Origin of the sequence: Serratia sp. 14-2641 (assembly GCF_001692375.1) — a bacterium.
GTDB classification, from domain to species: Bacteria; Pseudomonadota; Gammaproteobacteria; order Enterobacterales; family Enterobacteriaceae; genus Chania; species Chania fonticola_C.
Genome location: NZ_LXKR01000001.1, coordinates 260,520 through 281,228, shown reverse-complemented (window position 1 = coordinate 281,228; position 20,709 = coordinate 260,520). Strand labels below are relative to the sequence as shown.

Below are 20,709 nucleotides of genomic sequence, written 5' to 3'. Positions count from 1 at the left end.
TACATCCTCTCAGAAGTGGTTACTTTATACATACTCCCCTAAATAATAAATCATTATTTTTGCTTATCGAAATAATTTATCTTTCTGTTTTTATAGCTATTTATTTCTTAATCTCGCCAGCATAAAAGCGCTTTAACCTGTTTTATCTCCCTCCTCTAAACTTCGGTTCCTCCTTCCACCTACGCCCCTCCTCCTCCTAAAGCAGGAGGATGCTCCTCCTCATCATGCAATATCTAATACCACTGCTTTACACATTGATACCATTTTTTACTTTCTATAATGTAAGCCTGATAGGGAATTTAGAATGCTGAAAAATACCTGTAATGCCCTACTTTTCGGCTCGCTTGTCATATTAAGCGGCTGTGATAATAATAATTCTTCAGACGTTAGCCCTGACACCAACAACCAAGAGCCGATTGCACGCCTACCTGACATAGCGATGCCTGGCGAAGCCGTCATGGCAGATGAAAACCAGGCGGTAATTCATCTGGTCGATATTGCTGGTATCACCAGCGGCTCCGCCGCTGATTACAGTACCAAGAACCTGTTTTTATGGAATAACGACACCTGTGACGCCCTGGATAACCCCTCTGGGGACTGGAATGACACCAGTACAACACCGACAGGCAGCGACAGTTATGGCCCGTATTGGGTGCTCCCACTGACCAAAACGACTGGATGTATCAACTTCATTTTGCGTGATGGCACCAATAAGCTGATTGATGCGGATATGCGTTTATCGTTCAGTGACTTTCCTGACAGGACCGTTTCTACCCTTGCAGGTAGCAGCACGCTTTATGATACCCGTGCCGAAGCTTTCCGTGCGGCCTTCGGGGTTGCTCTGGCTGAAGCCCATTGGGTAGATAAACACACCCTGCTGTGGCCTGCCGCGGAAGGGAAACCTATCGTGCGTCTGTACTACAACCACAGTGGCAAAGTGGCTGCCAACAGCGAAGGGAAATTTACCGATCGCTATCTTTCTCTGACACCGACCAGCATCAGCCAGGAACTGGGTTCGCGCTTCCCTCACCTTTCGAGCTATGCCGCCTTCAAGTTGCCGGATAATGCAAAAGTCGACGAACTGCTTAGCGGCGAGACCGTCGCACTGGCCGCCAATCAGGACGGCATCCTTATTTCAGCCACTCAGGTACAGACCGCTGGTGTTCTCGATGATCGCTTCTCAGCCGCTGCGGAAAGCCTGGAATATGGTGCTCTGCTGACCGACTCTGGCGTCACTTTCCGTGTCTGGGCACCAACGGCCCAGCAGGCAGAACTGGTGATCTACAGTGCGGATAAAAAAGTCATTGGCAGCCATCCGATGACCAGAGATAACGATTCGGGTGCCTGGTCATATCAAGGAAGTCACGACCTTAAAGACGCTTTTTATCGTTACGCCCTGACCGTTTATCATCCGCAAACGCGCAAAGTGGAGCAGTATGAAGTCACCGACCCTTACTCCCATAGCCTCTCCACCAACTCCGAATACAGCCAGGTCGTGGATCTCAATGACAGCGCGTTGAAACCAGAAGGCTGGGACGGCCTGACAATGCCCCACCCGCAGACCAGCCAGGCTGATATTGCCAAGATGGTCATCCATGAGTCACATATCCGCGATCTTTCCGCCTGGGATCAGACCGTTCCTGAACAGGTACGGGGCAAATATCTGGCGTTGACTGCCATCGACAGCAATATGGTGCAGCATCTCAGGCAGCTTGGGCAAGCTGGCGTAACCCACATTGAATTACTACCGGTGTTCGATCTGGCAACCGTCAATGAGTTCAACGACAAAGTGGCGGATCTCACCCATCCATTCAGTCGGCTTTGTGAACTGAACAGCGCCGTCAAGCAAAGCCGTTTTGCCGGCTACTGTGGAAGTTCAACCTCCATCGGTGATGTACTAGAAGAACTGAAACAGAATGACAGCCAGGACAACCCGCAGGTGCAGGAATTGAATGGCTATGTGGCTCAGACTGACTCCTACAACTGGGGTTATGATCCGTTCCACTACACGGTGCCTGAAGGCTCTTACGCTACCAATCCCGAAGGCTCTGCCCGTATCAAAGAGTTTCGTACCATGGTGCAGAACATAAAGCAGCAATTGGGCATGAACATCATCATGGACGTGGTTTATAACCACACCAATGCGGCTGGCCCAACGGATCGTACCTCGGTGCTGGATAAAATCGTGCCCTGGTATTATCAACGCTTGAACGAAACTACGGGTAGTGTAGAGTCGGCCACCTGCTGTTCCGACTCAGCCCCCGAACACCGGATGTTTGCCAAACTGATTGAAGATTCTCTGGTGGTCTGGAGCCGAGACTACAAGATTGATGCATTCCGCTTTGACCTGATGGGCTATCATCCGAAAGCACAAATCCTGGCTGCCCGGGAGAAAGTAAAATCGGTGAACCCCAGCGTTTATTTCTTTGGTGAAGGTTGGAATTCTGGTCAGGACGATCGCTTCGAAATCGCTTCGCAGATCACGTTGAAAGGCACCGGCATTGGCACCTTCTCCGATCGCCTGCGTGATGCTGTTCGCGGAGGCGGCCCGTTTGACTCTGGTGATGCCTTGCGTCAAAACCAGGGGGTAGGTAACGGCGCTGGAGTATTGGCTAACGAGTTAACCCAGCAAAATGAGGATACCGTGCGCCATCTGGCCGATCTGACCCGTCTGGGCATGGCCGGAAACCTGGCTGAGTTCCTGTTGATCGATAAAGATGGCTCCGTCAAGAAAGGCAGCGAAATTGACTATAACGGGGCGATTGGGGGTTATGCCAACGATCCGACCGAAGTGGTCAACTATGTTTCCAAACACGACAACCAAACCTTATGGGATATGATCAGTTACAAAGCCGCACGTGAAGCCGATCTCACCACTCGCGTCCGCATGCAGGCGGTGTCACTGGCCACGACGTTGTTGGGTCAAGGGCTGGCATTCGATCAACAAGGTTCAGAACTCTTGCGTTCCAAGTCATTTACCCGTGACTCATATGATGCTGGGGACTGGTACAACCGTGTGGATTACAGCTATCAAGACAACAACTTCAACGTTGGTATGCCACGCATCAGCGATGATGGTGACAACTATTCACTGATCGCCAGCGTAAAAGATGCTGTTGCCACACCTGGCCAAACAGAGATCGCGCAGATGACCTCGTTCTATCAGGAACTCACCCAACTGCGCCAATCTTCGCCTCTGATTGCCTTGGGTAGCGGCCATGAAGTGATGAAGCGTGTCGATTTCCGTAACACAGGTGCAGAACAGCAACTGGGCTTACTGGTGATGACCATTGATGACGGCATTCAGGCGGGCAACGATCTTGATCCACAAGCCGATGCGTTAGTCGTTATCATCAACGCAGCGCCGGAAGCCAGAACGCTTAATGACTTTACCGGTGAAAACCTCACCCTGAGCCCAATCCAACAAAACCTGGGAGACCGCTCACTCGCCTCCGGTGTCAACATTACCGCAGAGGGCAGCGTTACCGTTCCCGCTTGGTCGGTAGCCTTGTTGGTCAAACAACAAGTCTCTGCCCAAGGCACAGGTTTGCCTGTAAGCAGTAAATAAAACGGTCCGTTTCGGGTCACCATCAGGTGGCCCGAAACGAGAGGTTAAACCAACTGAGTCACATCAACCCCGAATATAAGTTCAATGCTATTGACCCGAGTTTTCTGGCAGGATATACCCTTCATACTTTGGCGTTGCCCCAGCGTTGGCGACACGCCAATAAAAAACCTCTGGCTGTAGAAATCAGCGTCAATGAAAGGTTCAGGGATGTGGACAATAAATCGATAGTAGAGCCAGAAGTCAGCGTTCAACCAGCCAAGGGGCTGTTTATTCCCCGCTATCTGCTGCCAGTGTATGCATTGTTGTTAATAGCGATAGGTTGGTTTTCCGGACAGCACTGGCGTAACAACCAAGCTTTCGCAGCCCCCGCGTTGACTCAAATTGCCCCCTCTGCCGCGATAAAAACGGAGATGCCCAGGCATACGGTCACCAACGCTGATATAGGAACTGCGCATGAGGAAAATAAACCGGCGCAGCAAGTGGGAGCAGATAAAAAAGTCCTCCCCTCCTTAGCCAGTGATGAATTAGCCCCGTTAAGATACAGCGCGCACGTTTACGCATCGGAAGATGACAAACGCAGCATCACGCTGAACGGGCAGCGTTATCAGGAAGGAGACAGCCCTGCCCCCAACCTTACGATTGAGCAAATACAACAGGACGTGACTATCTTTAACTTCAATGGCGATGTATTCACACTTGACGCGTTAGAAGATTGGCCGGGCGGCAAGGTAGAGAGAGAAAGCGCCGCCGAAGGATCAGAATAAATCTTACCGCTAGCCCGTACACTGGCGCAGGACACCAAGTTGGTGTCACTAACTGCTTCTTTCTGCACGCAGTTCGTCGGTAAAAGGTGCTAACAGGCTGTTAAAGCTGCTGCACTTGGTTTGTTCCGGCGTGTTGTCTCTCATCAGGCTTTGATAAATTTCCTCACTACGCTGCGGCAAAGCCCCGTAGCTAGAGCTATTCCAGCCCCGTTGCTTGGCGACTTTGTAGGCAACCTTGTCAATGACCGCATCGCTGGGTAAGTCGCTACGATTGCACTTATATTTTAAATACTTGGTACCAGCAACCACCGACGCCAGCTGTTCTACCTGTTCATTAAGGGTGATCGGACCCTTTTGCACAGAAGAACGTGGTTGCTGACAACCCGCCGTTACCAGCAAAAGCAACACGGGGACAAGACGAAAAATCTGAGTTAACTGCATGATAATAATAATCTTATCTTGATTAAGTGGTTCTATTTTAACAAATCCCCCAGCACTGTCACTTGCTAGAGAGAAAAGTTTTCCTTATTGCGATCCCGCTTGCAGATTCATTTTCAGTGCTTTGCATTTTACCTCGTCGCCACACAAGTAGAGCGCTGCGCGACAAGGCTAACGATATCTATGATTAGTGCTTGGTTTTCGTCAACAATTGAGCGGGAGAGTTAATGCAGAAAATCAGTACGGGCATTGGCACCCCGTTCATGCATGCCAGCACCTTGCGACGGTTCAGCTTGCCGCTCCGATGAGGTCCGAGCGCATGAAAGCAGGCAACATAGACCGTGTTACGTTGGAACCAAGTGCCATTAAGATCTTGGCAGATATGAAGGGATGACATGGTGAGTTGATACTCCCCTCCTCCCGAACCTCCTGAAAGCGCGGGGTCATTCATAATGTTGCGAAGAAACAGTCCACCAAGAAGAAGCCTAACTCAAAGAAAAGTAATTATATTTACTCAATTTTAAAAATACATTCAAATTAACTATATAGGCTTCAATTTTCTGATGTCTTGTCTATCTGACGATATCACCTCCCCTTTTTAGTTTATGGATATATCATTTAAAAAATCAATTTTCATCCTGTTACATATACAATAATGAAAACCATCACATCTACTTGCTATTCATTATGTTCAAGCATTACTATCTCACCGCTTTATTCTCACCACGGGGGCCTTATGGACGATGGAAGTTTTAGTTTTAGCTTAGTACTACTGGATAAATTTCAGTAATGTAGTTCATGCTACATTCTGAAATAAACAGAATGTAGACAATCAATCAACGGCTTATCAGCAACGGCCTGGCACTGTCGATGTGCCTTGGCATCTGATAATACCGGCTTGTCATGCCTGTTCCTGTAGTATTCATCGTTCACCATCAGCGTAACAATCAGCAAATTAATTTATCTCAAGCTATATATGTTCGTTTAAAACGGAGGCGATCGGCTTTATTAAGCTGACGTTACCGCCGGTTTTTTGAGAAATTTATGGGATTGGCATTATGCAAAAAAACAGAAGTACATCTATTTCTAGAAAGTACTATCTAAATGACCTTATTGTTTTTGTAATAGCATCATTGGTCATCGTCTTTCTTATCCGTGCCTGGGGAGACATGCACGGTTCGTTCGATGAACACAGCGTGAGCACCATTAGTCTGGACACCTGGAATCTTTTCTATTACTCACTAAGAACGACAATGCGGTTTGCAATCGGCATGATTTGGTCACTGCTATTCTCCATCGTCTTTGCCGTCTTAGCGGCTCGCTACGTGCCGTTACGCAGGGTGATATTACCTTTCGTCAACTTTATGGAGTCAGTACCCTTGGTGGGCTTTTTAACCTTCACCACGGTGTATTTTCTTGGCCTGTACCCACACAGCGTGATGGGGCTGGAGTGTACCGCTATCTTTGCGGTATTTACCGGCCAGGCATGGAACATGATGCTAACGTTGTACCAAACGCTGCGCATTGTTCCAAGTGAACTGGACGAAGCCGCACGCAGTTTCAACTACAATCCATGGCAACGTTTCTGGCGGTTAGAGTTTATCTATTCCGTACCCGGGTTATTATGGAATGCCATGGTGTCACAATCGGCAGCATGGTTCGCTCTGGTAGCGTCGGAGGCCATCCCGGTCAACGATAAATCGGTGGCGTTGCCTGGAGTAGGTTCCTATATTGCCGAAGCGCTGGCGCAGCAAAACCTGCACGCTATTCTGTTTGCTGTGATCACATTGGCAGCCAATATTATCGTGCTCGACCAATTGGTTTTTCGCCCGTTGGTTCGCTATACCTCCCGTTTCAAATACGAAGATGTTACCGCCAATAAAACTGAGGGCAGCTCATGGTTTTATAACTGCCTGAGCGATTCCCATATTGGATCAATGTTGTCAGCGGCCCTGCGCATGCTGGCTGATTTATGGCTGTTTAAGCTGCCGCAGATCTGGTACGGCCTTGGGTTGCACGAGCTGTTTCGTATCACCGCAAAAGCCAACTGGCTGTGGCGCAGTACTTGGTATCTCGCGGTGGTCATGGCCTGTGCCTGGTTCGGGTATCAACTGTGGGAGTATTTCCCAAAACAATACTTCGCCATGATGCCTGAATGGATGCTGCTGACGACTGCGCGTGTAGTGGCTGCAATGGTGCTCAGTATCGTGATTTTCACCCCACTCGGCGTCTGGATAGGTATGAATCCACGCCTGGTGAAATTCTTCCAACCGATCATTCAAATCCTGGCTGCTATCCCACCAAATATTTTCTATCCTCTGATCGCCGCTTTTATCGCTGTTTATCATCAGGACCTTGGCTGGTGGGCGATTCCAATGATCATGCTCGGCACACAGTGGTATGTGTTGTTTAACGTCATTGCTGGCGTCACGGCAATCCCATCACATATCACCGAAGTCAGCGAAACCTTCGGTTTACGGGGTTTCAAATGGTGGCGTTACTATATGCTGCCCGCGATTTTCCCCTACATCGTTACCGGCATTATTTCTGCAGCAGGCGGTGCCTGGAATAGCGCCATTGCAGCAGAGGTCATTCAATGGGGAGCAACCACGATCAGTACTACCGGGCTGGGCGCTTTTATTTCAGTCGTGACCGATGCCGGTAAAAACCCGGAGTCCGCGCTGGGCTGCGCTGCCATGTGCTCACTGGTGGCGTTATGCGTAATCTTTATCTGGCAGCCGCTGTATCGCGTAGCAGAAACCAAATTCAAATATGATTAACGTGGGAAAATTAAATGACTATTCAAGAAGTGGTGCTCAGTGCCAAGCAGGTAAACAAAGCCTTCCTTGGAGAGAACAAGCTCCCCAAGGAAGTTCTGCGCGACGTGAATCTGAATATTCACAAGGGTGAATTCGTTACCATCCTTGGGCAGTCAGGTTCAGGTAAATCAACGTTGATGCGCATATTTGCCGGCCTGATATTCCCTGATACCGGTACGGTATCGCTGGCTGGAAAACCTATCGAAGGACCCGATGCCGATATCAGCATGGTATTCCAGTCTTATGCTCTTTATCCGTGGCTCACGGTGTATGACAACATCGCCTTTGGCCTGCTAGCACAAGACTTGCCACCGCATTTGATCGACAAAAAGCTGAAAGCATTACTCATGCTGGTTGGCTTGAATGGGTATGAGAAAGCCTGGCCCCGTGAACTTTCCGGTGGTATGCGCCAGCGCGTAGGTTTTGCCCGAGCATTAGCCGTGGAACCCAAAGTTTTACTGTTGGATGAACCCTTTTCTTCTCTTGATATCTTCACTGCGCAGAAACTGCGGACGGATTTAATGAATATCTGGACGAATAAAAAAAATAATACCAGCGCCATCGTCATGGTGAGCCATGACATAGAAGAAGCAGTCATGATGTCTGACCGAGTCGTCATTATGGATGCCAATAGCCGGCAGATCACCGATGAGATCGTTATCGACAGGCCACGAGGATCACGGGGCAGACAGAATATGGCCTCTATTATTGATGAAACCAGCGATCGTTTGTATAAGAAAATTGCGATATCACAAAAAGCATCATAACTTTCAACACATTTATTAACATCAGGTTATTGATATGAAAAATAAAATGTACTTGGCTGTACTGGGGTTACTATTGCCAGTAGCCAGCACCACGTTGGCTGCAGAAATCGTAAATAAAGACGGTAATAAATTGGATTTATATGGGCAGATTAATGGCGTTCATTATTTCAGTAATAATGCTGGCAGCAGCGGCGATCAGTCCTACACTCGCTTTGGCTTTAAAGGTGAAACACAAATTAATGATGACATCATAGGATACGGCCAGTGGGAATATCAGATTGGGCTGAACGGAGCGGAAAACGGCGAGCAAAATGGTAACTATACGCGGTTGGGTTTTGCCGGGGTGAAATTCGGCCCGTTTGGCAGCATCAGCTATGGGCGCAACTACGGTTTACTCTATGATGTTGGCAGCTGGACCGATGTATTACCCGAGTTTGGTAATGACAGTTATGAAGCTGCCGATAACTTTATGACCAGTCGGGGCAACGGTATGTTGACCTATCATAATCAGGGTTTGGGGGGGATTATTGATGGCCTGGATATCGGCATGCAATATCAGGGAAAGAATCGGGGAGACGACGCTCATCACACGCAAGACCTACAGACACAAAACGGCGATGGATATTCCTTCTCCACGACCTACGACATGGGTTGGGGGCTAAGCGCTGGCGGTGCCTACGCCAATTCGGATCGAACACAGGCACAGCGTAGCTTTAGTCTGGCCAATGGCGATCGTGCCAGAGCCTGGACTCTAGGCCTGAAGTACGATCGGGATAACCTCTATCTGGCAGCAAACTATACCCGCACTCAGAACATGACCTACGTGGATGGTGGCAACTACACCGGCTTTGCACCAAAGGCCGATGCCGTCGAAGCCGTGGCGCAGTATCACTTTGATTCTGGCATCACCCCTTCTCTTGCCTATTTGCAGTCACGTGGGCGTGACCTGCCTGGCATCGGTGATACCGATCTGGTCAAGTATATAGATATGGCGCTGAGTTATAGCTTCAATGCCAATATGTCGACCTATGTAGAGTACAAACTGGATCTGTTGGATAAACAGAATGCAGCCGGTTTAAGTGCTGATGATGTCGTCGAGACGGGGATTATGTACCAGTTCTGAGAAGTTAAGCGTGAAACACATGCCTGATGAGGTTTGGCCTCATTGGGCTTTTTTATCGTTTTTGAATGGATAAAAGGCAGCAAGCAAGACAGATGTATGAAAGTCAAAAACAGTGAATACAATCATGTTGGCCGCTTCTTTCTCCATTCCACATTGCCAATAGGCATTTCCCTCTGAAATTACAGTGTTTATCATAGCGAAGTCAAAGATAATAACTGCCACATTGACTGCGTTACAATCATTTAACGGTTTAGTTTCACTTCTCTTGCTCCGGAATTTATAGCCAACCACTCATTTAAACTACAACCTCGTTGACGCTATGTTTAGTTTAAACAACCCTTGCGACACCCATTAATATTACATTACATTTTGCAGTTCTAAAACACCACTCAGTTATTGAGCTTCCTGACCCTTGTGGGTACTATGAGACTCCGATTTGATACAGGATAAAATTATGGACACCGACGGTTCGTTATTCATTGGTTTATTGAGCCTGCTGGAGGCTTAGGCGCAATAGTCATTTTACTGCGCCCTGAAAAGTATTCGTATGTGACGTCATCACGTCACAACTGCACTATATTCTTACCTCCTTCAGCGCCCTATACTAGGCGATCCCAAGCTGACAGCATCTCTCAATAACCCGAATTCAACTTATTAATCAGACCAATATGGCCACAGGCATTCTCCCGTGTAAATTTTCACGTCTGAATGTTCCTGTGAAAAACTCAGCGGAATATCCTATTCGACTATTTGTTTTTTAAAACATAACCAAGGAAACATGATGGCCAAGAAAAAAGTATTACTTACTGTCAGCAACGTTAGTAAGAGCTTCCAACCTACGGCCCAAAAATCACATTTGGTCCTTAGTGATATCGACCTCACAGTCTATGACAATGAAGTGATCAGCGTATTAGGGAAATCCGGCTCGGGAAAATCCACCCTACTGAGGATCATCTCAGGTTTGATATCGCCTGATTTTGGGGATGTCATGCTGGGTGAAGTCAAAGTCTCAGGCCCTAACCCACAAATCAATATGGTTTTCCAGAACTTTGCTATTTTCCCTTGGTTAACCGTCTATCAAAATATCGCCTTTGGATTGCAGGCACAGCATTATTCCCAAGACACCATCGACAAACAGGTGATAAAAATGCTGAACCTGATTGGTCTGGAAAAGTACCGCAATGCTTTCCCACGAGAACTTTCCGGTGGTATGCGCCAACGGGTGGGGTTTGCCCGTGCGCTCGTCGTCGAACCTGAATTGTTGTTACTGGATGAACCTTTCTCTTCCCTGGATATTTATACCGGAGAAAATTTGCGCAGAGACCTAATGCAGATCTGGTCGACGCGAAAAATAAAAACTCGCTCCATGATTTTAGTAACCCACAGCATAACAGAAGCCGTAATGATGTCAGATCGGATTATTTTGCTAGGTTCAGAACCCGGTACCGTTACCGGCAATTATGAAATCACCACTCGGCGTGAGGAGCGGAACAAACGCTCAATGCAAAGCCTGATCGAAGAAATCAGCGCTGAGCTAAGCCAGCAAATTGCTACTTCGGCCTATTAAAGGCAAACCTATGCAAACGCCGCGGCCCCGCGTTTGCATAGGAATAATATCAATTTCTAATCGCTGTTTGGCAGATGAAAAATCTGCCATTTTAACTACCTGTTTATCAAGAGTTACCTTTTTATCGGTGTTTCATGATAAGCAGATAACATGTTGGTTTTTATCATGCATTTTATTCAAACATTAATAACGCTATCAACGGCATCGTTACTTGGCGCAATTATTGGCTATGAAAGACAGTTCCGGCAACGCACCGCCGGGTTACGCACCAATACGCTTGTTGCCACCAGCGCAGCTATTTTTGTACATCTGGCTATGACCATTGATGGCAGTGGGGGTGCGGTAAGAGTGATTTCTTATGTGGTTTCTGGCGTCGGTTTTCTTGGCGCCGGGGCAATCATGAAAGAAGGAATGAATATCCGCGGCCTGAACACAGCGGCTACGCTTTGGGGATCGGCAGCCGTCGGTACCTGTGCGGGTTGTGCATTATATGGAGATGCACTGGCCGCTACCTTATACGTGCTGGCTGCCAACACACTGCTGCGCCCGATCGTCAATATGGTCAACAAACAACCCTTCAGCGATGTTAACGGTGAATCCACCTACCAGATCTGCGTTATTGCATTTGAACACGAGCAACGTGAAGCATTAGCCAAATTCAAAAAGGTGATGCAAGCCGAAAACTGCTTTATCTCGCACCTGGATATCGAGCCTTTTGGCGATGATGACGTAGAGATCACCGCAACTCTCATGCCTGCCTCTGTCACTACTACGGTACTTGATAAAACCGTCAATACTTTACTTGGCGATAGCATGATGAAACAGGCCTATTATAGCCGAATTTGTGGCTCTGGTTAAAAACGTCATGCAGGGCCCTTTTGCACCACCAATTAAAATATGAATGAAGAGCTTTATTATGAAAAGTATGCCGAAATTATCTCACCTTACTACTTTTAAAGAAATTGTTTACTGCGGTAGTTTACATGAAACATCAAAAAAACTGGCTATTTCACAACCAACACTCAGCCGTATTATAAAAGAACTTGAAGAAAATATTGGCTCGCGTCTATTGGAACGCAGCAACCGTGGTGTCCGACTCACTGCGGTAGGTGAAGCATTTTTTCAACGCATTGACGCTATCACCAATGAGTTAAGAAATACCATTTATGAATTCCGTGGGCTGAAAGAAACCGGAGAGAAATTCTTGCGCCTAGGCATGAGCACCTATCCACTGCTGTGCTACCTCCCCGACGCACTTGAGATCTTTAATCAGCGTTATCCACACACCCGTATTATCGTGATTGAAGATTGCCCCGAGGGGTTGGTTGCCAAGTTGAGAAATAACGAATTGGATCTGGTGGTCTGTAACCTCAGCGAGGGGATTAACTGTGTCGATCTGGTAACACAAGACTTCAAATGTGAAACGTTCTCCCTTTATCAAGGGAACAATCAAGCCTCTGATGAGTTGCCGCTGGACGAAACAAAGTGGGTAGTTCCACATTCCTGTACTGCCGGTCGCTTAGCGATGCAAGACTCCTCTTTCCCGTGCACGCAGCAGGGTAATGTCGTGGAAACTGATTCTTTCCTCGCCACCTGGTGTTTAGTGAAACAACAGGGTTATCTCGCGCTTTTAAGCGATCGTATCGTGGCACATTACAGCCCACAGCTGAACCTCAAGAAGAAATCTGCTGAAGATATTAATATCAGCGCATGCTTTTATATTATTAAACGTGACGAGCCCATGACATCGTCTATAACTAACGATTTTACCGAGATCCTGATGGCGATGTGAACGCGCGGAAAATCACCTGGCGAAGTGATGCAAGCGCCTAGAAAGTAAAAACCTGACGGCCGTCTGAAAACGAAAAACCCCAAGCTCATGATAAGCTTGGGGTCTGTATTTGGCGGAAGGACAGAGATTCGAACTCTGGGAGCTGTTACACTCGACGGTTTTCAAGACCGTTGCCTTAAACCACTCGGCCATCCTTCCAATGGGCGCAGATATTAACGGTACCGTTATGAAATGTCTATCGTTTTCACGTAAAAAAATGCGTCAAAATGCTCGTTCGCTTAAATTTCAGGCCGATTGTGGTAAAAAAAACCAGAACCCCGCATCAGCGAGGCTCTTTTCGGACAATAAGCAGGCAGTTATTTAGGTTGGGTATCGTACTCTGAACAGCTCTGATAACCCTTGTTCATCACGTGCCCCGTGTCGTTGAAGCTGACAAAATAGGTCTGTGCTTTACCATCCCGTGGTGCCACGGCATAAGTATCACAAGTACCCTGTGCATGGATCAGGCTAGCAGAGGTTGATGGCGGCCCGGCAATTGCGCGCACTTGCTGTTTCGTCATTCCGACTTTTACATCGCTTACCACAGGCTCGTTCACATAGCTCGCGGCCCTGTCGTAAGTGGTACACCCAGTCAGTACGGTAAATAGCGCCGCAGTACATACGGCCAAAACCAGTTTCTTTGTCATCGCTTATCTCCTTAGCATGCTTATTGTTATCTAAGTGTAGAAGCTAAAAGGCTTTTATGCCAATAATGCGTTGCCGCTATTAATAGTTGGCCCAGATACCCGGCGTCACCAGTTCCAACAGGTGGCCATCTGGATCGCGGAAATAAATACTCTCCGCACCCTGTTCCCAAAGCATACGCCCTTCTATCTCAACACCGTGTTCGGCCAACTGCTGCTCCCATAGGGGCAACTGGGCCTTGCTCACGGCCAAACCAAGATGTTGTGGACCGCTGCCATCATGAGGGGGAATGTAGCCTCCCGGATAGTGAGCACCATTCAGCGAATCCCCGGCAACAAACAGCAGCAACACGCTTTGATCGGAGATGTTATAGGCCCGGAAACGATCATTTGCTACCATCGCTGGCAGTTGCAACACCTGCTGATAGAAGGCTGCGGCACGTTCGATATCGTTAACATACAACACCGTCTCAATCACACGCTCAATCTTAAGTTCCATACCAACCTCCTGATTTATCAATTTATAAACAGGGTAGGTGTGTACGGGCTCAACAGAATAGCAATCAGTGCCGCGCGAAGATCAATCTGTGCGGCTGGCGAACGGGCAAAAAAAACGCGGCCCGAAGGCCGCGTGGTCACATTCACAGTATTGCTTAGAACTGGTAAACCAGACCTACAGCAACCACGTCGTCGGTATTGATACCGGCTTTGTCGGTAAATGTGTTGTCGTCCAGCAGGTTGATTTTGTAGTCAACGTAGGTGGACATGTTTTTGTTGAAGTAGTAGGTCGCGCCCACATCAACATATTTCAGCAGATCTTGGTCGCCGTAACCGCCACCAATGTCCTTGCCTTTAGACTGCAGGTAGGCCACGGAAGGACGCAGGCCGAAGTCGAACTGGTACTGTGCAACCACTTCGAAGTTCTGCGCCTTGTTCGCGTAACCGTACAGAGAGCTATTGCTGTTGCCGAAACGGGTAGCATTGTAAGACTGGGTATACATCGCTGCCAGATAGACGTTGTTAGCGTCGTATTTCAGACCACCGCTATAGCCTTCGGCTTTGTCACCACGACCCAGAATAGAAGAGGTGCCGTTAGGGCCACCGTTCTGATCGTTGGTACGGTCAGAATTGAAGAACGCACCAGCTGCACTGATGCCATAGCCCAGATCATAGGATACGGACATACCGTAGCCGTCACCGTTCTGGTTCAGGACATCACGGCCGTTGTTGCTTTCTTCACCGTTGCCGTTTTTACCTTGATACTGCAGGGCAAAGTTCAGGCCATCAACCAGACCAAAGAAGTTGTTGTTACGATAAGTCACAACACCGCTGGTGCGTTGGAACAGGAAGTTGTCCGCGCCATAGGTATCGCCACCGAACTCAGGCAACACGTCGGTCCATGCGCCGATGTCATACATCACACCGTAGTTACGGCCGTAATCCAATGAGCCGTAATCGCCGAATTTCAGACCAGCGAAGCCCACACGGGTGAATGAGTCATTTTCGTCTTCAGTTTTGTTCAACTGAACCTGATATTCCCACTCACCATAACCGGTCAGCTGATCGTTGATCTGAGTTTCGCCACGCAGGCCAAAACGCATGTAAGACTGATCGCCGTCGGTTTTATCGTTGTCGGAAAAATAGTGAAGACCGTCGATTTTACCGAACAAATCCAGTTTATTGCCGTCTTTGTTGTAGATTTCTGCTGCACCTGCTGTGCCTGCCATCAACAGAGCTGGGACGATCAGGGAGAGTACTCGAAGTTTCATCGTTATTATCCTCTTAATTATGTCGAGCTACGGCCACTGCTCTTCTGAGCATTATTAGCGCGACTGTGAATCACCATTCTGGTAACAAGGGCTATATTAATCCAGAAAGAAAATGATACCAAGTATCCAATAGTGTTTCATACCAATATTTAAAGGTTTCAAAATGTAAATACTGGCGAACTTTAACAAAAACTTACCGACAAAACAAATAAAGCACCGAAAGATAAAAAAATAAATTAAACCTTACAAAACAATTAAATATACAAATCTTTATAAAAATAAAGATATCAGGACAAAAGTATCAAACAATAAGCACGTTGTGCCAAAAACCGTTTCAACGCCTGGCGCTATAATCATCCCGCTATCATCATTATTTTCATTATTACCTTCATTATCCGTATGATAATTTTTGTAGTTACGACCGGCCTCTGGCCGGTTTTTTTATACCCAAAATCAGTGCGTAAATCGTTCCAATAAAGCATTTTATGCACAAATTCAATCACAAAGAGATATCATAAACATGATCAATCACCGCACTAATAGCTAAACTAACCATAAAAAACCGCCAAAAAATTAACCAGTGAATAATTTGTCGCCGCTCATCGTTTAAATAGCCCACAACTACATACAAAATAGCAATATCTCCTGCATCAATTCCCTCGATAATAGATTTGTTCCCTTGTGAAACTATTTCCCCCTCTTCTGAGAGTGATCTAACACAGCTCCTTCCTCCTGATGGGCTACACGGTTAACGCGAATCCTTTCGACCCCGATCACAGATTGTGATAAAAACAGGGGTTCATTTAAGCCACTATCCAGAGCCGATCCCGATACCGACATGACAGTCACTTGCAACGAACAAAGTAAGCCCGGTGTGCCCGAGCAGAATGCCACCCGCCTGGCCTTTTTTATCGCCGGACTGGCAATGGCCACCTGGGCACCGCTGGTGCCTTTTGCCAAAACGCGTATCAATATAGATGACGGCTCATTAGGCCTGCTGCTGCTGTGCATCGGGGTTGGCTCGATCATGGCAATGCCGTTGACTGGGCTTTTGACCGGCAAATTTGGCTGTCGCCGCGTGATCCTGCTGGCGGGTATCGCCCTATGCATCGATTTGCCGCTGCTGGTGCTGATGGACTCCACCTTGGGGATGGCGTTAGCCTTACTGCTGTTCGGTGCAGCAATCGGTATGATTGACGTGGCCATGAACATTCAGGCCGTAGTGGTCGAACGCGCCAGCAGCCGTGCCATGATGTCCGGTTTTCACGGTTTCTTCAGCGTTGGCGGGATCGCCGGTGCGGGTGGAGTCAGCGCCCTGTTATGGCTGGGGCTAGGCCCGCTACAAGCCACGCTGATCGCCGTCGTCGCCATTCTGGCTCTGCTGCTGATTTCCAGTAAAAACCTGCTGCGTGAAAGTGGCGGAGATAAAGAAGGCCCGATGTTCGTTTTGCCACGTGGCTGGGTCATGTTTATTGGCCTACTGTGCTTCATCATGTTCCTGGCGGAAGGTTCAATGCTCGACTGGAGCGCGCTGTACCTGACCACCATGCGCGGGATGAATCATAACCAGGCAGGCTTGGGTTACGCCTTGTTCTCCATTGCCATGACGATCGGCAGGCTGAATGGCGATCGCGTGGTGAATGCCATGGGCAGATATCAGGTGCTGTTGCTGGGTAGCCTGTGTGCGGCCATCGGCCTGGCGCTGGCCATTACCATAGACAGCGCCATAGCCTCTTTGATTGGTTTTATGCTGGTCGGCGTCGGGGCATCCAACGTGGTCCCTATTCTGTTTAGCGCAGCTGGGAACCAACGCGTCATGCCTGCCAACCTGGCCATTGCTTCGGTCACCACGGTGGGCTATGCCGGTATTCTGGCCGGCCCGGCAGTGATCGGGCTAATCGCCCAGATCTCCAGCCTGACGTTTGCCCTGGCCTGTGTCGCGGCATTACTGCTGATCGTCACTGCCAGCGCCAAAGCGGTCACTCGCTAATTTCAGGAATGCGTAGCCATGTTGCAAGATAGACAACTGACCATAAACTCCCGCTACATCACCCGCAGCTTCTGGCTGTTTGTCGTGCTGCTGGCCATGGCCATTGGGTTGTACAGCTATAACTACACCAACGCCTATCTGACGGAGAAAAAACATGCCGTCAACACCATCGCCAACATGCTGCAAAAGCGTATCGACAGCTACCGCTCTCTGACCGAGCAAATCTATGACAAATTTGGTAATACCGCGTCGCTTGCTGTTGAGACCAACCTGCAGGAAACCCGACTGCGTCCGGATGTCTATTATGTTGAGAAGCGACGCAGCAAAACCGATGCGGTCATTTTTGGCAACCACGACATCGCCACGCTGGCTACGGTTGCCAATATCTCGGACTTCCTCGATAACCGCTGGGGAACCGAGACTGAAAACTATGCGATGTATTTTCTCAACGGGCAAGATAACAGCCTGAGCCTGGTGACGACCCAATCGCTGAAAGACCTGACCTCGCGGTTGAAAGAAAACTACCTGACTACGTCGGTGTCAGACCGCCGCACCGAAATGCTGCAACAGGCCAATATGCTGGACGAACGCGAAAGTTTTTCCGGCCTGCGCAAACAGCGCTTCCAGAATGCCTACTCGTTTTCCATCCGCACCACCTTTAACCAGCCTGGACATTTGGCCACGGTGATCGCCTTCGACCTGCCGATTAACGATATCATTCCGCTTAACATGGCCCGCTCCAACTTCCTGCTGCTGCCCGATAATGAAGAGATCGACGACAGCATGGTGCCGAGCGAAACGGCAATCAACGCCCAGGCAGCCCTGAAAGGCAGTTGGGTTGAATTCAGTGTTTCCTTGCCCAACTCGCCGCTGCAGTTGATTTACCGCGTTTCAGCTTTCAATCTGGCGATTGACCTGCTGCGCAATAACATCTGGCTACTGGCGGTCAATCTGCTGTTACTGACGCTATCGATGGTGGGCATTTATTTCCTCCGCCAGCAATACATCCGCCCCAGCGAAAATATCGCCGCCGAGCTGGATCTCCAACGCTCGCTCAATCAGGAAATTGTCGCCAGCCTGCCTTGCGGGCTACTGGTCTATGACTTTGCCGATAATAGCGTGATTACCAGCAACAAGATCGCCGAGCACCTGTTACCACATCTCAGCCTGTCCAAAATTGCCCATATGGCGGAGCAGCATCACGGCGTGATCCAGGCTACGGTCAACAACGAAGTCTATGAGATCCGCATCTTCCGCAGCCAACGAACGGCGGAAACCTATCTGTTCCTGCTCAACGATCAGGATAAAGAAGTGATGGTGAACAAACGGCTGCAACAGGCCCGCCGCGAATACGATAAAAACGTTCAGGCCCGTAAGTTGATGCTGCACAACCTGGGGATCGAGCTGAATCAGCCGGTGCGGCAAATGCACGAACTGGCCGGGAGCCTGTGCCAACCATCAGATGCCGAGCAGCAACAGACATTGCTTAAACAACTCAACCTGGCTTCTGCATCGGTATTGGATCTGATCGACAATATCACCCTGCTCACCCGGCTGGAAACACAGGATTGGCAGCCGGTACGTCAACCATTCAATCCCTCTGCACTGCTGGATGAACTGCTGCTGGACATGCTGCCAGCCATCAACCAGAAAGGGCTGGCGCTGTTCAATCACGTTAATCTGGACGTCAACCAACAGTACATTGGCGATGCTGGCGCACTGCGCAAAATCCTTTCATTGCTGCTGCGCTACGCCATCATCACCACCGCCTACGGCAAGATCACACTGGTGGTAGAACAGGAAGCCGATCGCCCTGAACAACTGGTATTTCATATCAATGACACCGGCACCGGCATTTCCAGTGAGGAAATCAGCAACCTGACCTACCCGTTCCTCAGCCAAACGCTGGTCGATCGCTTCGACCATGGTTCTGGGTTGACGTTTTTCCTGTGTAATCAACTGTGCAAAAAACTCAATGGCCAGTTGGATATCCGCAGCAAAATCGATATCGGTACCCGCTATACCATTCGCGTCACTATGGAGCAGGAAAAAACAGAGGAACAGGCGACGGAGAAATTACTCGATGGGGTAACGGCGCTGCTGGATATCACCTCCGACGAGATCCGCCTTATCGTGACTCAGCTACTGGCGGGCTACGGGGCCAACTGCATCGTGGCCGAGGAGCACCAAAACAGCCGGGATTATGATGTATTACTGACCGATAACCCGCAGCAGGCCGACGACTATACGTTACTGTTAACCAGCGATGAAGCGGGCTGGCAACAGCTTGATAAAGGCTATATTCGCGTCAACTATAACCTGCACAATGCCATGATCGACGCTGTTCTGATCTTGATAGAACACCAGATGGCGGCACAAGAGCAGGAAGAAACCCCTGTAGGATCACTGGCAGAAAGCGCCCAAGTGTATGAAAAACAATTGAGATCAAGTGATTACTATGGTTTGTTTATTGATACAGTACCCGACGATATCAAAAAACTGTATACTGAGGCGGGCAGCGGTGATTTTGCAGCGCTGTCTCAAACCGCACACCGCCTGAAGGGCGTGTTTGCCATGTTAAATCTGCTTCCCGGAAAGCTTCTGTGTGAATCGTTAGAACAGCACATCGCGGACGGTGATGCGCTCAAGATCGAGAATAACATCAGTCAGATTGATTTTTTCGTCAGTAGACTGCTGCAGCAAGGTAGCCAACAACATGAATAACCTGAACGTAATTATTGCCGATGACCATCCTATCGTACTGTTTGGCATCCGGAAGTCACTTGAGCAAATTGAGTGGGTGAATGTCGTTGGGGAGTTCGAGGACTCTACAGCACTGATCAACAATCTGTCCAAGCTGGACGCCAACGTACTGATCACCGATCTTTCGATGCCGGGTGACAAATATGGCGACGGCATTACGCTGATAAAATATATCAAACGCCACTATCCGCAATTGTCGATCATCGTTCTGACCATGAACAACAATCCGGCCATTCTCAGCGCGGTGTTGGATCTGGACATCGAAGGCATCGTCCTGAAACAGGGTGCGCCTACCGATTTGCCAAAAGCGCTGGCCGCATTGCAGAAAGGAAAGAAATTCACGCCAGAGAGCGTTTCAAAGCTGTTGGAGAAAATCAGCGCCAGCGGTTACGGTGACAAACGCCTCTCCCCGAAAGAAAGTGAAGTGTTGCGTCTGTTCGCCGAAGGTTTCCTGGTGACCGAAATCGCCAAAAAACTGAACCGTAGCATCAAGACTATCAGTAGCCAGAAGAAATCAGCCATGATGAAACTGGGTGTTGATAACGATATCGCACTGCTCAACTATCTCTCTTCCGTCAGTATGACGCAGTTGGATAAAGACTAAAGTTCAACGGGTGCAGCATGCAGTACCCCTGAACCAACATTGTGATCAATTTAAAGGGCGCT

The 20,709-nt window shown here is 48.7% G+C and carries 16 protein-coding genes and 1 tRNA gene; 11 read left to right on the top strand and 6 right to left on the bottom strand.

Annotation, left to right across the window (positions count from 1 at the left end):
- Nucleotides 1–304 precede the first annotated feature (304 nt).
- Together pulA and gspB are read left to right on the top strand one after the other, a co-directional pair.
- Entirely contained in the window at nucleotides 305–3,568 is a 3,264-nt protein-coding gene (gene pulA / locus A6U95_RS01215) for a pullulanase-type alpha-1,6-glucosidase (protein WP_065683130.1), read from the top strand.
- Nucleotides 3,569–3,594: 26 nt separating this feature from the next.
- Nucleotides 3,595–4,332: a type II secretion system assembly factor GspB gene (gene gspB / locus A6U95_RS01210; RefSeq protein WP_241810604.1), complete on the top strand. Its 738-nt coding sequence runs from the start codon at nucleotides 3,595–3,597 to the stop codon at nucleotides 4,330–4,332.
- A gap of 48 nt (nucleotides 4,333–4,380) precedes the next feature.
- On the opposite strand, the gene gspS is transcribed toward gspB, so the two are convergent.
- A complete protein-coding gene (gene gspS, locus A6U95_RS01205) occupies nucleotides 4,381–4,773 on the bottom strand; it encodes a type II secretion system pilot lipoprotein GspS (RefSeq protein WP_241810603.1) in 393 nt (130 codons plus the stop codon).
- A gap of 1,250 nt (nucleotides 4,774–6,023) precedes the next feature.
- Here gspS and A6U95_RS01200 point away from each other — a divergent pair.
- The 3 genes from A6U95_RS01200 to A6U95_RS01190 are packed head-to-tail and all read left to right on the top strand — an operon-like array spanning nucleotide 6,024 to nucleotide 9,479.
- Nucleotides 6,024–7,550, top strand: coding sequence for an ABC transporter permease subunit (locus tag A6U95_RS01200; protein WP_198927281.1), 1,527 nt, complete (start codon nucleotides 6,024–6,026; stop codon nucleotides 7,548–7,550).
- Between the two features lie 14 nt (nucleotides 7,551–7,564).
- Nucleotides 7,565–8,356 carry an ABC transporter ATP-binding protein gene (locus A6U95_RS01195; RefSeq protein WP_065683127.1) on the top strand — a complete coding sequence of 264 codons (792 nt, stop codon included), beginning with the start codon at nucleotides 7,565–7,567 and terminating at the stop codon, nucleotides 8,354–8,356.
- Nucleotides 8,357–8,402: 46 nt separating this feature from the next.
- Complete coding sequence (locus A6U95_RS01190; RefSeq protein WP_241810609.1) at nucleotides 8,403–9,479, top strand: porin; 1,077 nt, start codon at nucleotides 8,403–8,405, stop codon at nucleotides 9,477–9,479.
- A gap of 39 nt (nucleotides 9,480–9,518) precedes the next feature.
- Here A6U95_RS01190 and A6U95_RS30475 read toward each other — a convergent pair whose 3' ends face one another.
- The gene (locus A6U95_RS30475; RefSeq protein ID WP_098930403.1) at nucleotides 9,519–9,701 is read right to left on the bottom strand and encodes a hypothetical protein; all 183 of its coding nucleotides are present in this window, start codon (nucleotides 9,699–9,701) and stop codon (nucleotides 9,519–9,521) included.
- A 556-nt stretch (nucleotides 9,702–10,257) separates the two neighbouring features.
- Here A6U95_RS30475 and A6U95_RS01185 point away from each other — a divergent pair.
- The 3 genes from A6U95_RS01185 to A6U95_RS01175 all read left to right on the top strand — a co-directional run bounded on the left by A6U95_RS01185 (nucleotide 10,258) and on the right by A6U95_RS01175 (nucleotide 12,838).
- Nucleotides 10,258–11,046: an ATP-binding cassette domain-containing protein gene (locus A6U95_RS01185; protein ID WP_065683125.1), complete on the top strand. Its 789-nt coding sequence runs from the start codon at nucleotides 10,258–10,260 to the stop codon at nucleotides 11,044–11,046.
- A gap of 165 nt (nucleotides 11,047–11,211) precedes the next feature.
- A complete protein-coding gene (locus A6U95_RS01180; protein ID WP_121609008.1) occupies nucleotides 11,212–11,904 on the top strand; it encodes an MgtC/SapB family protein in 693 nt (230 codons plus the stop codon).
- A gap of 58 nt (nucleotides 11,905–11,962) precedes the next feature.
- A complete protein-coding gene (locus A6U95_RS01175; RefSeq protein WP_065683123.1) occupies nucleotides 11,963–12,838 on the top strand; it encodes a LysR family transcriptional regulator in 876 nt (291 codons plus the stop codon).
- Between the two features lie 110 nt (nucleotides 12,839–12,948).
- Here the strand turns inward: A6U95_RS01175 and A6U95_RS01170 are convergent.
- From A6U95_RS01170 to ompC, 4 genes are all read right to left on the bottom strand, one after another.
- A tRNA-Ser gene (locus A6U95_RS01170) sits at nucleotides 12,949–13,036 on the bottom strand.
- Nucleotides 13,037–13,194: 158 nt separating this feature from the next.
- Nucleotides 13,195–13,524: an osmotically-inducible lipoprotein OsmE gene (gene osmE, locus A6U95_RS01165; protein ID WP_065683122.1), complete on the bottom strand. Its 330-nt coding sequence runs from the start codon at nucleotides 13,522–13,524 to the stop codon at nucleotides 13,195–13,197.
- Between the two features lie 79 nt (nucleotides 13,525–13,603).
- Nucleotides 13,604–14,020, bottom strand: a complete 417-nt coding sequence (locus tag A6U95_RS01160; RefSeq protein WP_065683121.1) for a VOC family protein — start codon at nucleotides 14,018–14,020, stop codon at nucleotides 13,604–13,606.
- Nucleotides 14,021–14,174: 154 nt separating this feature from the next.
- Nucleotides 14,175–15,290, bottom strand: coding sequence for a porin OmpC (gene ompC, locus A6U95_RS01155; protein ID WP_065683120.1), 1,116 nt, complete (start codon nucleotides 15,288–15,290; stop codon nucleotides 14,175–14,177).
- Nucleotides 15,291–16,128: 838 nt separating this feature from the next.
- Here ompC and A6U95_RS01150 point away from each other — a divergent pair.
- Genes A6U95_RS01150 through rcsB form a run of 3 tightly spaced genes read left to right on the top strand, consistent with a single transcriptional unit; the run spans nucleotide 16,129 to nucleotide 20,647 of the window.
- Entirely contained in the window at nucleotides 16,129–17,280 is a 1,152-nt protein-coding gene (locus tag A6U95_RS01150) for an MFS transporter (RefSeq protein ID WP_065683119.1), read from the top strand.
- Between the two features lie 21 nt (nucleotides 17,281–17,301).
- On the top strand, nucleotides 17,302–20,004 hold the full coding sequence (gene rcsD / locus A6U95_RS01145) for a phosphotransferase RcsD (protein ID WP_065683371.1): 2,703 nt from the start codon (nucleotides 17,302–17,304) through the stop codon (nucleotides 20,002–20,004).
- The gene (gene rcsB / locus A6U95_RS01140) at nucleotides 19,997–20,647 is read left to right on the top strand and encodes a response regulator transcription factor RcsB (protein ID WP_021178490.1); all 651 of its coding nucleotides are present in this window, start codon (nucleotides 19,997–19,999) and stop codon (nucleotides 20,645–20,647) included. Before rcsD ends, rcsB begins: the two co-directional genes overlap by 8 nt.
- Nucleotides 20,648–20,709 lie beyond the last annotated feature (62 nt).

Excerpts from the sequence above, each read along its gene's own strand:
- A6U95_RS01160 (WP_065683121.1), bottom strand. The coding sequence starts at position 14,020 with ATGGAACTTAAGATTGAGCGTGTGATTGAGACGGTGTTGTATGTTAAC.
- A6U95_RS01175 (WP_065683123.1), top strand. The coding sequence starts at position 11,963 with ATGAAAAGTATGCCGAAATTATCTCACCTTACTACTTTTAAAGAAATT.
- A6U95_RS01200 (WP_198927281.1), top strand. The coding sequence starts at position 6,024 with ATGCGGTTTGCAATCGGCATGATTTGGTCACTGCTATTCTCCATCGTC.
- osmE (WP_065683122.1), bottom strand. The coding sequence starts at position 13,524 with ATGACAAAGAAACTGGTTTTGGCCGTATGTACTGCGGCGCTATTTACC.
- A6U95_RS01195 (WP_065683127.1), top strand. The coding sequence starts at position 7,565 with ATGACTATTCAAGAAGTGGTGCTCAGTGCCAAGCAGGTAAACAAAGCC.
- rcsB (WP_021178490.1), top strand. The coding sequence starts at position 19,997 with ATGAATAACCTGAACGTAATTATTGCCGATGACCATCCTATCGTACTG.
- A6U95_RS01180 (WP_121609008.1), top strand. The coding sequence starts at position 11,212 with ATGCATTTTATTCAAACATTAATAACGCTATCAACGGCATCGTTACTT.
- pulA (WP_065683130.1), top strand. The coding sequence starts at position 305 with ATGCTGAAAAATACCTGTAATGCCCTACTTTTCGGCTCGCTTGTCATA.
- A6U95_RS01190 (WP_241810609.1), top strand. The coding sequence starts at position 8,403 with ATGTACTTGGCTGTACTGGGGTTACTATTGCCAGTAGCCAGCACCACG.
- A6U95_RS01185 (WP_065683125.1), top strand. The coding sequence starts at position 10,258 with ATGATGGCCAAGAAAAAAGTATTACTTACTGTCAGCAACGTTAGTAAG.
- ompC (WP_065683120.1), bottom strand. The coding sequence starts at position 15,290 with ATGAAACTTCGAGTACTCTCCCTGATCGTCCCAGCTCTGTTGATGGCA.
- gspS (WP_241810603.1), bottom strand. The coding sequence starts at position 4,773 with ATGCAGTTAACTCAGATTTTTCGTCTTGTCCCCGTGTTGCTTTTGCTG.
- A6U95_RS01150 (WP_065683119.1), top strand. The coding sequence starts at position 16,129 with ATGACAGTCACTTGCAACGAACAAAGTAAGCCCGGTGTGCCCGAGCAG.